This window comes from Methanobacterium congolense, assembly GCF_900095295.1.
Lineage (GTDB): Archaea > Methanobacteriota > Methanobacteria > Methanobacteriales > Methanobacteriaceae > Methanobacterium_C > Methanobacterium_C congolense.
Genome location: NZ_LT607756.1, coordinates 300,525 through 312,975 on the forward strand (window position 1 = coordinate 300,525; position 12,451 = coordinate 312,975).

At 38.6% G+C, this 12,451-nt stretch carries 13 protein-coding genes; 4 read left to right on the forward strand and 9 right to left on the reverse strand.

Translation table 11 applies throughout. From position 1 onward, the window contains the following. Positions 1 to 23: 23 nt before the first annotated feature. The 5 genes from MCBB_RS01425 to MCBB_RS01445 all read right to left on the reverse strand — a co-directional run bounded on the left by MCBB_RS01425 (position 24) and on the right by MCBB_RS01445 (position 4,185). Positions 24 to 470: a universal stress protein gene (locus tag MCBB_RS01425; protein ID WP_071905935.1), complete on the reverse strand. Its 447-nt coding sequence runs from the start codon at positions 468 to 470 to the stop codon at positions 24 to 26. A gap of 131 nt (positions 471 to 601) precedes the next feature. Beyond that, positions 602 to 1,978: a DASS family sodium-coupled anion symporter gene (locus MCBB_RS01430; RefSeq protein WP_071905936.1), complete on the reverse strand. Its 1,377-nt coding sequence runs from the start codon at positions 1,976 to 1,978 to the stop codon at positions 602 to 604. Positions 1,979 to 2,333: 355 nt separating this feature from the next. Continuing rightward, a complete protein-coding gene (locus tag MCBB_RS01435) occupies positions 2,334 to 2,660 on the reverse strand; it encodes a DUF5400 domain-containing protein (RefSeq protein ID WP_071905937.1) in 327 nt (108 codons plus the stop codon). 10 nt (positions 2,661 to 2,670) lie between these two features. Then, complete coding sequence (locus MCBB_RS01440; protein WP_071905938.1) at positions 2,671 to 3,501, reverse strand: DsrE family protein; 831 nt, start codon at positions 3,499 to 3,501, stop codon at positions 2,671 to 2,673. Between the two features lie 3 nt (positions 3,502 to 3,504). Continuing rightward, positions 3,505 to 4,185 carry a DUF169 domain-containing protein gene (locus MCBB_RS01445; RefSeq protein ID WP_071905939.1) on the reverse strand — a complete coding sequence of 227 codons (681 nt, stop codon included), beginning with the start codon at positions 4,183 to 4,185 and terminating at the stop codon, positions 3,505 to 3,507. Between the two features lie 239 nt (positions 4,186 to 4,424). Here MCBB_RS01445 and MCBB_RS01450 point away from each other — a divergent pair, with 239 nt between their 5' ends. From MCBB_RS01450 to MCBB_RS01465, 4 genes are all read left to right on the forward strand, one after another. Beyond that, the gene (locus tag MCBB_RS01450; RefSeq protein ID WP_071905940.1) at positions 4,425 to 6,035 is read left to right on the forward strand and encodes a GAF domain-containing protein; all 1,611 of its coding nucleotides are present in this window, start codon (positions 4,425 to 4,427) and stop codon (positions 6,033 to 6,035) included. Positions 6,036 to 6,146: 111 nt separating this feature from the next. Beyond that, on the forward strand, positions 6,147 to 6,821 hold the full coding sequence (locus tag MCBB_RS01455) for a class I SAM-dependent methyltransferase (protein ID WP_071905941.1): 675 nt from the start codon (positions 6,147 to 6,149) through the stop codon (positions 6,819 to 6,821). Positions 6,822 to 7,069: 248 nt separating this feature from the next. Beyond that, positions 7,070 to 7,369, forward strand: a complete 300-nt coding sequence (locus tag MCBB_RS01460) for a TIGR04076 family protein (protein WP_269454998.1) — start codon at positions 7,070 to 7,072, stop codon at positions 7,367 to 7,369. 146 nt (positions 7,370 to 7,515) lie between these two features. Beyond that, positions 7,516 to 7,974 (forward strand): GyrI-like domain-containing protein, encoded by a 459-nt coding sequence (locus tag MCBB_RS01465; RefSeq protein ID WP_071905943.1) that lies wholly within the window; start codon positions 7,516 to 7,518, stop codon positions 7,972 to 7,974. 248 nt (positions 7,975 to 8,222) lie between these two features. Here MCBB_RS01465 and pscS read toward each other — a convergent pair whose 3' ends face one another. The 4 genes from pscS to MCBB_RS01485 form a co-directional block, all read right to left on the reverse strand. Beyond that, entirely contained in the window at positions 8,223 to 9,368 is a 1,146-nt protein-coding gene (gene pscS / locus MCBB_RS01470) for an O-phospho-L-seryl-tRNA:Cys-tRNA synthase (RefSeq protein ID WP_071905944.1), read from the reverse strand. 199 nt (positions 9,369 to 9,567) lie between these two features. Beyond that, on the reverse strand, positions 9,568 to 10,206 hold the full coding sequence (locus tag MCBB_RS01475) for a PHP domain-containing protein (protein ID WP_071905945.1): 639 nt from the start codon (positions 10,204 to 10,206) through the stop codon (positions 9,568 to 9,570). A 234-nt stretch (positions 10,207 to 10,440) separates the two neighbouring features. Continuing rightward, positions 10,441 to 11,457: a phosphorylating glyceraldehyde-3-phosphate dehydrogenase gene (locus MCBB_RS01480; protein WP_071905946.1), complete on the reverse strand. Its 1,017-nt coding sequence runs from the start codon at positions 11,455 to 11,457 to the stop codon at positions 10,441 to 10,443. Between the two features lie 328 nt (positions 11,458 to 11,785). Next, the gene (locus tag MCBB_RS01485; RefSeq protein WP_071905947.1) at positions 11,786 to 12,364 is read right to left on the reverse strand and encodes a transglutaminase-like domain-containing protein; all 579 of its coding nucleotides are present in this window, start codon (positions 12,362 to 12,364) and stop codon (positions 11,786 to 11,788) included. Positions 12,365 to 12,451: the final 87 nt, after the last annotated feature.

The window sequence follows — 12,451 nt, forward strand, 5'->3', positions numbered from 1 at the left end:
AAAGGGGTTAATTCAGAAAATACTCAAACTACAATGGTAACAGGAACCTTTGTCCCTCTAACCACTCTCTCTGTCGTGCTGCCCAATAAGAATCTTTCCAAGCCCTGTTTACCAGATTTTCCAATCACTATTTTATCTACACCTTCTTGACTTGCTGTTTTTAGGATAACATCTGCAGGTTGGCCATGTTTGATCATGGTTATCATTTTAATGTTCTTACAGTTACCAGCACACTGTTCTTCTTCAATTTTCTTTTTAAATTTTTCAACAGATTTTTTTCCTGTTTCACGTAACTCTTCATCGAGTTTTTCTCTTAAATCATTTTGTGATAATGAGTTCAAGTAATTGGTGTCAATCACATTTAAAATAATTATATCTGCACCATCTGAATTTGCAGTTGAAATAACGTATTGGCCTGCTCTTTCAGATGCTTCTGAACCATCTGTAGGCAACAATATTTTTTTAAACATAACTTAAAGCCTCCAAAATTTCAGGTTTCATAATCAGGTTCTCTAAAAATTCTTAATTCTTAAGGATCCTAAAAAAATAATAAAAAAATTTACAGAATTTTATATCTGTAAATAGTTCAATCTGCACATTACTATCCTAGGAACGGTTTTGCTATGGTCAGCAGGACTATTATGGTTAATATGATTCCTATTATGACCATTGGTATTCCTGCCTTCAGGATCTCTTTTATTTTTACGTAACCTGTTCCATATGCCATTGCCACCGTTGGATCTGCCATTGGGAACATGAAGGACAGGGAACATGCAATTGCAACAGGAACTGCGTAGGTTCCCACTGCAAGGCCCTGAGCAGAGGACAGTGTCACTGCTATAGGTATCAGTATTGCAGAGAGTGCTATGTTGGACATGACCTGCGTGAAAATCACAGCTATGACCATGAGTAACAACATTATGACCAATGTTGATGGGTCATTTCCCATTAAACCTATGAGGTTGTTTATGAGGAAGCTTGCTGCTCCGGTGTTTAATAGTGATGCTCCAAGGGCTAATGCTCCTCCAAAGAAGATGATTAATCCCCAGTCAATGTTCTTCTGAGCATCCTTCCAGTCCACAACACCAGTTATGAAGTAGAGTGCAGCACCAATCAGCGCAACAGAGTAACTGTCAAGTCCAGTTATTCCAGTTGTAACCCATAAACCAATTGTGAAGAGGAGTATGGCTGCGGTTATCTTTTCGGTTCGGGTGATGGATCCCAATGTGCTCAGTGTTTTATGTAGTGTTTCTTTTCCACCTACTATTCCCTCAACCTCTGGTGGGAACACCCACTGCAAAACCTTCCATATAACCACGAGTAACATGATTGCCAGTGGAAATCCAAAGATCATCCAGTTAGCGAAGGGTAAGTGTGTGTAGGCTGCTGCCATAAGGTTTGGAGCAGTTCCAATTTCTGTTCCAAATCCACCTGCCAAGGAACCGTAGGAAGCACCTAGTACCATGGCCTTTGCAAAGTTACTGTTTCCCTTCTCAGCGTCTTTCACACCCATGAGTGGTATAACCTCTTTGATGATTGGCAGTAACATTGCAAATGCCACAACATTCTCAATCCATGCCGACAGAATTCCTGTGGAGAATACAGCTGCAAAAATACTCATACTGGGACTTGTACCCAACTTTGACAGTAAGAAATAAGTGAAACGCTTAGCCAATCCACTTTTACGTATAGCTTCAGCTAAAATAAATCCACCAATCATCAGAAAGATAATTGGATTCGCAAAGCCTATTGCAGCGTTGGTAAAGCTTTCAATACCCAACAGGGGCAGTAAAAACATGATCATAATTGAGGTAATGGGCAGATCAACTGGCTCAGTACCCCACATGATTATGGCAAAAACCAAAAGAGCAAGTGCAGCATGCCCTGGATAACTCAATCCATGAATAGGAACCAGCATAACAGCTATAAAAGCCACTATAGCTAAAATAAAACCAATAACTTTTTTGTTAAAATTCATTTTCAATTCCCTCCCAATTAAATGTTCGTTTCAAGCCTCCTTAACTTCTACAAACAGATAACCTAATGGATTATTGACATATAAACATATTTTATAATGATTAATCATGAGGTTCATATGGGTCTTATGTTTTTCATTGGTTGGAGGGCCTTTTAATCATTAATTATTTTATTTTGAATAAATAATAATCCTTACGTTTTTTATAGCTTCAAAAAAAAATTTGTAAAATTACTAAAAAAAGAGTATGATGAACTTTTTACTCAACCTTAAAATTAGAAAGAGATGGCTTAAGTTTTTTTGAGATTCTTGGTTTAATCTTCTGTTGATTAAAGAAGAAAGATAAAAAAAGAAAAGATTAAATTACTGAAACAATCGCCAGCACAGGGATCAGGGCTACGAGCGCCAGGTGCGGTGCGTAGGATGGTGCTGTCTGGAAGTTGTACCTCAAAACAGCCCAGGTCTGGGTAAATGCAGTTATAACTACAGCGAACTGAAGTAAAACTGCCACATACAATACCCAGATGTTCCCTGTCACCACTCCTCCAAGTGTTGCTATGAATGCAGTTATAAGTGCTGCGAAGTGTGGTGCAAGGCGCATTCCATGCATCCTGAAGGTTATAAACCCTGTGACCATTCCACTCATGAGTATTGAAAGTATTATTATCTGATAACTAAGTTCCATTTAAATCACCTCAGAAATTCACAACCGCATAGCTTGGATCGCTTAGAAGGGTTATGTAGGTTGCAGCCCCTGCAAGTTTGGCTCCATCAACAAGGTCAGCCTGTTTCATGCCCCTGAATTCTGCACTTAACTCGCAGACGTACACCTTTGCGCCGGCATCAATTGCTTCATTCATTAATATGTCCAACCTGTTAAATGCAGGGTGTTTGACTGTCTTTGCATTTCCATCTTTGGCTATGCTCACTCCGTCCATGAGCATGAACACTGTAACTTCTTTTCCCATGCTTAAAGCTGCCTTTGAGAATATGAAGGTTGCATAAGCTTTTTCAGCGTTACCTATTCCGTTGCTTTGCACAACAAGTACCTTGTCCCTATTGACTGCTGCTGAAGCAGAACTTGAAGATTCATCTTTTGAAACCTTTTCCAGTAGTAAGTAACTTTTATCGTTAATTTCTCCATTTTCAATGACTTTCCCACCCATTCCGGGAATGGAAACTGATATGTCCTCAATGGTTTCAACTTTACTGCTTTTAACCTTCAAGCGCTCCCCAACTTCCATTGAATCTAACTTATCTCCTACAATTATTATGGGGCCCGGGCATGTTTCTCCTGTAACATCCATCTCTTCAACATCTTTAGTGGTCATTCTAACAACTACCTCTCCTTCAAGTTTCTGAACTTCCATTTTAAATCCGTACTTGGCTGCAACTCCCTCGAGGCCCTTCTCTGAACCGGGACTTAGGGTGAGTATCAGCCCATCATCTGCACCATTTTTTATAATGTTTTCTGCAAGTATTGCAGAATTTGGGCTTTTGATGCCCAGAATTTTGACTTTTTTCATGATCTATCCCCATTTTTCTTTGAAGGTTTTAAGGGCATCCAGAATATCCTCAAGGTTCTCTGGTGGTACTCCCATCACAACCTCTTCATCAGCTATCCCTGCAAATTTACGTGAACCATTGCATCCAAGGGTCATGTTGGGCACACTCCTCTCTTTAACTGCAACAACTGCATCTGCACACAAAGATTGTATTCCTGAGTAATCACAGGACAACCTTCCTCCCTTAAGCTGAAGGTAAGCCTGACTAACACGAAGTGCCTGTTTTGGTGTCAGTACAAGGACAACAACATCTGGATCGAATTTTACAGATTCTAGTGGTGCGTAGAGCGATGCGTAGTTCTCATATTCCACCTTTGGAATTGCCTCAACAGTTTCAAGGGCTCCTTCAGCTGTTTTGAAGTTACCCAACTTGTTGTATGTGCTTCCGTCTGCAACAGGTTCTGGGAGTTTGCCAATTCCCATCACGCCGGCACCACCTTTACACAAGTGTTCTGCAGTGGTTGCGTATCCTGCAGTTCCATTGAGTCGGGCATCTTGAACGAATTCACAGTGCCTTTTCTTTTCGGGCATTTTATCATAGGATTCAGGTATTTCAACCGGATTTTTCACGAGTTTAACTGCAACCGGACTTCCTTTAATCCCCAAAACTTCCTTCAATTCTTTTACCATTTCTTCGTAGTTCATAGATTCTCCTCCAGGAATGAATTTCAAGTACACATTCACTTATACTGTATAGTATAACTATAACGTATAGTATAACTCATCCTTTATAAAACTTTCTACACGAAAATATGGATCATCTTATTACAACTTAAATTCCTAAAAAATAGGTTTAAAATCCTTTTTCCACAATATTTATATGGTCAATATTTTATACTATATGGTATAAACATCTGGGGAAGGTTGAAGGGAGGTTAAAAAAAATGGAAGAACTATCCAGTACTGAAAGACTCATAGTGGTGTACATCAAATCACATCCACCTGAGGACTGTATGCTTGACAAGATAACAAGGGGAACCAGCAGGAGCAGAGCAACAGTGCTGAAATATCTGGAAATACTCAATGCAAAGGGGATTTTAACCTACAAATTTGTGGGTCGAAGTAAATTATGGTCTTTAACTGATGAAACTGAAATCAAAGTGGCTTTAACGGGAGAATCTGCTGAAGAACAGATTTCTGGTGATGTTGTGAATATGGCAACCAATGCATCGAAGCTTCACAGATTGATGATGGAAGAAAAAAACCTCAAAACATTAATAGAACGTCCTGACACCATTGTGTTCACTTTAAATGAACATGGTGCTGTTATAACAGCTAATAAAACATTTAAAACGTTTTTTGGGAATAAAAATCTTCACGAGATTGTCACAAGCGATGAGGGGCTGGCTCTGGATGAATCAATATCTAAAATGGGTACAGATGAAACAATAAATATGGAACTGGATCTCCTGGAAAAGCCAGGTATCTACAAACCCTATAAATTATTCATAAGGCCTATAACAAATGAAAAGGGTGAAGTTATAGGGACCACGTTCATTGGTGATGAAATATCTCAGTCTAAACGTAGTAAACGTGAACTGGAAACACTGCTCTTCATAGCCAGAGCTGTGAATTCAGCTTCAAATGAAAAACAACTTTTAAAGGAAGTAATGGATGCAATAAACACCATAATTCCATTTAAACACGGTGAAATATTTTTAAAAGATGGTAAAAATTTGAGATCCTTATACAACACCAAATCAGTGTCTGAATCTGTAAAGAAATTTGTGAAACGAAGCATGGAAAACCTTGAAACCATCTCTGCAGTTGAAGGTGATGAGTTTGAAACCATGAAATCTGAATTTGGAGATGAATCCCTAGAAATGATGATCTCCATACCCCTGATTCATGAAGACACTTCTTTGGGTGCAATACTACTTTTAACAACCTCCAGTTCACTAAGCTCAGTCAATCTGGAGGATGTTGAAATGGCTGCAGATGAACTATCCAGTTACCTTAAAATGAAGGCCCTTGGTCTTGAGAAGGAAGAATTTGTAAATACACTCGTGGCACTTAACAAAGTATCTGGAGTAGTTAATTCTTCTGATGCAGAAGATAAAATGCTTGAGAATGCCGTAACATCAACAATAAATTCCCTTGGATTTGATATGGGTTGTATATACCTTCAGGATGATAAGGAAGAACTCTCATTAAGGGTTCACAGGAACCTACCTGAAAAGATGAAAAACATGTGCATGGCGGGCATGTTCAAGGATCTATTCAGTAAAACCCTTGAAAAACAAAATCTGGTATACATAACAACAGAATCTGAGGAATATGACTCACTTGAACCCTCAATAAGGGCAAGTGGCATAAAAACACTCCTCATTTTACCAATAAAAACTGGAGATAAAATAATTGGACTCTTGAACATGGGAAGTCGGAAGATAAAAACTTACAATAAAATAAGTCTCGAAAATCTGAGTTCCATAGGGTTACAGCTTGGATTGGCACTTGAACGATCGAAGCTGGCCCTCAAATTAAAAAAAGGGTAAATCTGAGTCATAAGAGTCAGGAACGAGATTTATAATTTATAACACAATAATTTATAACACAGTGATTAATGCTTTTGATATGGAAATAGCAGTATTAATGGACGTGATCATATGAATGACACCAAAACCTCCCACAAGGCAGAGATTTACGACAGCCAGATAAGAAGCACCATACCCTACTACGATTCAATACACCATGAAACGATAAATTTAGTGAAGTCCATGGTGGATGATCCTCAGTTATGGCTTGATACTGGCTGTGGAACAGGAACGCTGGCTGAAAAGGCTTCAGAGGAATTTCCAAACACCAGGTTCTTACTTGCAGATCCATCACAGGGTATGCTTGATGAAGCAAGGAGCAAGTTATCTTCCAATTCCAAAATAAACTTTTTAGGAAATTTGACCAGTGAAGAGATTGATTTTCCTCAGAAACTGGATGTCATAACTGCCATCCAGTCTCACCATTACATGGATAAGGATGGTAGAGTAAAGTCTGTGAAGAATTGTTACAATCTTTTGAAGCATCATGGAATTTATGTTACCTTCGAAAACACCCGACCATTCACTAAAGCAGGTGTGGAATTTGCTAAAAATTACTGGAGGAACTTCCAGCTCGCTCAGGGTAAGAATTCAGAAGATGTTGAAGCACACTTGGCAAGATTCGATGTTGAGTACTTCCCCTTAACAGTTGAAGAACACAGATCACTCCTTGAAGATACGGGTTTCAGGATTGTTGAACTTCTGTGGTTCTCTTACATGCAGGCAGGATTTTACTGTGTTAAATAATTTGAATAAAACGATTATCCAAGTTGAAATAATGATACCAAAGAAATAATAATGCCCAAAAAGATTATTCGAATCCTTTGAATAATATCAAATATTACAAAAATGAAATAATTTTTAATAGATTTTTAATATACCTCTTAAAATATATTTTTATTTTTAAAATTAATATGGGGCAATTAATAAAAGAAAGGAATTAATTGAATCAATGAATAATAGAACATGGAGGGTTTAAACTGTCCAACTGTAAAATCACTGTTTTAAAGAGGATTTTGAATGAAGATCTGGCGAGGGAGTACTGTCCCGGTGAGATTATTCCATGCCCCTGCTTTGAAGAAGGCCAGGAGTTCCTTGTTGATGGCCTTGAAAAACCTGCAGATTTCTGTGAATGGGCATGGAACGATATTTTAAGGTTTGTAACAGCTCTTTCAACCGGTGGAAATTTTTCCCAGGATATATTCCAGGGATGGATGAAGGATGATAACGTTATGATAGCTTCATGCACGGATGGTTTAAGGCCTGTTGTATTTAAGATTGAGAGAATAAAATAACGTCTCAGTTTGGGTTCTCTGTCCTTTGAGTCTTTGTTTCCATTATCTGTATCTTTAAAAGTTCTTGTTTTTTTTCATTTTTTGTTTGATCAGATGTTTATGCATCGAAGATCAAATAATAATACACAGATACATGGAGGTTTCATATGAAAATCGAGTTTAAGGAAGTTCCCAAGAAACAGGTAGCTTATATATTCCACAAAGGTTCTTTTGAGAGCATTCCTGAGATAATGGGTGAAGTTGTTGGTTGGGTAATGAGTAAGAATCTTCAGGTAGCCGGTCCACCCTTTGGAGTTTACTACACAAGTCCTCAGGATGTTTCTCCAGATGAAATGGAATTTGAAGTTGGCATGCCATTTGAAGGGGAGGCAGAAGGTAAGGGAAATGTCAGGGTGAAGAATGTTGCAGCGCACCATGTCCTTTCAGTGATGTATAAGGGGCCTTACAGTGAAGTGGGTAATGTTTACGCTGCGGTGATGGAGTATGCAGTGAAAAACCAGTACGAACCTGCAGGTGCGCCCATGGAGATATACCTCAACAGTCCACAGGAGGTACCTGAGGAAGAACTTCTAACGGAGATTCAATTCCCTGTTGTTAAAAGATGAGGTTGATCCTAAAACCTGATTAAATATTGTCCATTTTTTCATTTTTAAGGGGGTATGTCCTTTTAGAGGTTAACATTTCTGTACCCTTGATTTTAAACTTATTTTTCTGTAATTCAATTTGGAACAGATTTTATTTTAATTCATGAAAATAATTCATAATATTTCAAAAAAAATAGGAAGCTACAAATTTAAAATATAAACTCAATGGTATGTGTATAAATAAAGGTGGGATAGTAAAAAAACTTTATTCACAGAAGTTTTTCATACTCCGCAACAATTTCAGCAAATGAATCTCCAATATAATCAACCTGCCCCTGGCTGAAGCCGTAAACACTGCATTTGAACCATTTGGTCTGCCCACGTTTTATACCCACGATGTTGCGTTTTTTAAGTTCTTCGTAGAGGAAAAAGCCCCTGCGTGGATGTTTTTCAGCTATTTTATCGAAGATCGGTGTTTCGAAACGTACGAGGTCATGTTCCGTTGGTTTAACACCAACCTGGGTAACACCCTCAATTTTTTCCATCTTTGCAACGAAACCCCTAGTCTTCTCCACTTCTTCATCCCATTGCTGCACACGTTCTGCAACGTGTGGAAGTGAGGCCATTAATGTTGCGATGGGTGCTCCACGGCTGGTGCAGCCCAGCATTTCCAGTTCTTTCACAGCATGCCTTCCGGACTTTCTAAGCACAAGATCTGCCCATTCATCACTAACTCCAAGCACACCAATGGGTCCAGATGCAGCCATGCTCTTATGCCCACTTCCCACAACGAAATCTGCATTCATTGCTTTGGCATCAATGGGAAGCCTGCCCATGGAATACGCACAGTTCAGAAGCAGTGGAACACCTGCATCATGAGCTATCTTCCCAATAGAACGCGCATCAGTTAAGTTACCGTAGTTACCATCAACATGGGTTAGGAGAACAAGGCTAACATCCTCGCCTCGATCTGAAAGATCGTCCAAAACTTCTCTGTATCCCTCTGGTGTGATCTTATATTCTGGTTCTCCTTCGTTTGGAACCTCCACCATTTTAAGTCCGCAGCGCTCTGCTGCAACGTGTGTGGTGTAATGGGCGTTTCCATCGACCACTATTGTGTCTCCAGGTTTGCAGAGTGCATGCATAACTGCAAATTTTCCCTCCCGGGCTCCATGGGTTGTTCTGGCATGATCAGTATTTATAAAACCTGCAAGGTCGTCCAGAAATCCATGTATATGGGGCTTGGCTATTTCATCAAGACGGCCTCCACAGTAGTCACAGACACTGTAACCATCTGAAAATTCATAAAGGGCCTTCCTGGCCTCAATTGGTAGAACACCGCCCCTCTGAAGAGGGTTCAGATTCAAATTTTCTCTCTCTGTATTTCTTGTAAGCCCATAATCCTGACATTCCATATCCTTCACCTTCTAATTTAAAATCAAGTCTTTAAAATGATTCTTCATAATTTGATAAGTACCGAGCTATTTGATCTATGTCCCACTTATATTAAATATATTAAAAATAGAACTTAAAATGAGTTTTAGCGCCCTACTCCAATTTTAGATTCAAAGTTTTTTTTTATGAGTTTTGGAGTTTTAAAATCTCCGAGCAATCTCATTCTCTCAGCATCTTCCAAAACCGCAAAATCTCAGATAATCCCATGTTCACTGGAGTGGATCTTCTGCCGAAAACTTTGAAGTCACCCTTTGCAACGGCTTCGTAGATGTCTTCAGATTCAGTTACAACTCCTCCGGAGCCGATCTCCCTTAAAAAATGTGCATCACTTCCAGCAATGATGTTAACAGCATTTTTTCCTGCAAAATCTTCTGCTTTTTTGTTGTAATTTGTTAAAACACATCTGGAATTGAATACTTCCATGTTGTCAATGAAACGCACATCCTCTTCCTTTGGAAAGACGGATTTTCCCCTGATGGTATCGAAGGGATGTGGAACAATCACAAAACCATTTTGATTCTTTATTTCATCCACAACGTCCATGAAACTTCTGTATTTAACTTCTTCAGATAGAAATAGTCCAATTACTTCGCCACGATCCGTCATTATTTCGGATCCAACTATCACTTCAAAATCAGAGGTTTCATACTTTTTGGCTTCAACGCCACCTCTTATGGTGTTGTGGTCGGTTACTGCAATTCCTGAAAGCCCTTGTTCAATGGCTTTTTTGACCATGAGTTCAGGTTCTCCTTGTCCATCTGCAGAGTACTTTGAGTGGGTGTGGAAGTCGTACTTCATTTTGCCTCACAGTTACATTTTTTAAAACCAGTTGATTTGTGATATTCCCTTTGAAAGTTGATTCCTTGTTAAAATCAGTTTTAGCATCTTTATACTGAGAAGATGGAGATTATCCTTATCTTAATTTTTGAAACATTTAATATGAAACATTTTTAAAACATTTTAACTTAAGTAATGAACTTGTTTTTTATGATTTGTTTTCTAATTAAAAAATAGAAAAAAAATGGTTGGATTTTATCCAACAATACCCATTGCTTTATTGGTTTTTTCTATGGACTTTGCAGGGTCATCTTCAAGTTCCAGCATGGCCCTTATTGCGTCCACGTTTTCTGGTACAACATCGGATTCCTGGTGCACAGCCTGCATGTAGTAGAGCTCTCCATCAACAACATTGAGGGACTCCTTCCACACAGCTATTTCGAATAGGTCACTTCTTGGTCTTCCAAGATCCCTTGCATACTCCATTATCTCTGCAGTTGAACCTAAACCTTTACCTGCCTCTACAAGGGTAACCCTAGGAGTTTTTTCAAGGGTTTCAATTATATCTTCCACATCCACAGGGTTTTCAAGTTCAACCATGAGGTTGTGCTGGTGCATGAGTGTTGTTGGAACGAGTAATGCCATGGTTGTTATGTTGAGTCCATGTAGGACAGTTTGGACATCTGGACCGTGATGTGAAGGCACCGTTGGTGGGTTAGGGACTATTGAGTTGATTGGGCCCTTCTTAACTTGTCCTGGATCTGCTCCACGCCTCACCATCACAGCTCTGACCTTTTTTATCCCGCAAAGATCCCTTATTGGTGTCAGGGTTCTGCAGAGTCCTGTGGTGTTACATGAAACCACACGCACATAATCTGCTCCAATTGCATCTTTGAAGTTTGCAAAGGAGTTGAAGGACTGACCTATCTGGTCGTGCTTTTCACCACCCTGGAATATTCCTTTTAGGCCTTGTTTCTTGTAAATCTCCTTGTTCTTTGCACCAATACCCTCTGGAGTGCAGTCAACCATGATGTCCACTTCATCGTAGAGATCATCAACTGTACCTGTAACCTTTATCCCTACTTCTTCAAAGAGTTCTTCCCTTTCAGGAACACTTATGTAAAGTGGATATCCCTTTTGAACCGCCATTTTTGATTCAAAGTCAGGGGTTCTCTTTGTAACCCCCACGATCTTCATATCCTCCTGGGCAGCAACTGCATCTGCAACTCTCTTACCTATGGTACCGTATCCATTTATTCCAACAGATTTCATGATTAACCTCCGTTTTTAAACGTTTCCCAACGATTTTTTCCAAGATTTATTCCATTTTATATTTTGATATGATATTTCAGATAAGTTTCAAGTTTGAATTTAAAATGGAGTTTCTGAAATAAGTTTCAACATAAAAACACCATTTTATATAACTTTTTATATTTTTCATTCTATTATAAATTTTATGATCTTAGTTTATTATTTAATCTAACAATAAGATGTTTTAAAGAAATTAAATTAGGCTATGATTTAAAAGTAATATGGGTGGTTTAAAATAATCATTTTATAATATATTGAAAAATAACCATTAAAAAAGGAAGAAAGGAAATTAAAATTTTAGTGCTGCAGATTTACTGTATATACTTAATATTTTACAATTGTTCATAGTTCCAAAACTATTTCTAGAACTCACTGCATCTGCTTTATACCACTTACCATTGACATAGACCTCTGCCCAAACATGACCACTGGTTCCACTTGAAAATCTACATTTTCCATGTACGTATCGTGCTGGAATACCTGAAGCTCTCTCAAGGGCTATTAATAAATGGGTCGTGTCAACACAATTTCCTTTTTTAACACTCAACATCCTCAAAGCACCGTACCGGGTGTTGGAATAGGAAGAATAACCTATTTTATCCCTAACCCAGTTGAATATTGCAACTGCTTTAGTATAACTGGTAGTTGCATTAGCATTTTTCACAATCGACTTTGATGTGGCCACAACTTTAGAATTAGTTGCTTGACAATTTGTAGTGGCCTTTAAATATGCTGATAATGCTGATAATGCCACAATCCATGTACCCTGTCCGTTTCCTGAACTTAAACTGGTTTTTACTGTGCTTTGTGGGTTTTCAGCACATATACTTCCTGCGCTGAAAACTGCCATGCCCATAATTAGCAGCATGGCTAATACTAATCTTCGCTTAATTATACCGCCTCCATGTCTAGATATCCTCAGTTTCAGAACTTTAGATGATGATCAAAATATCAA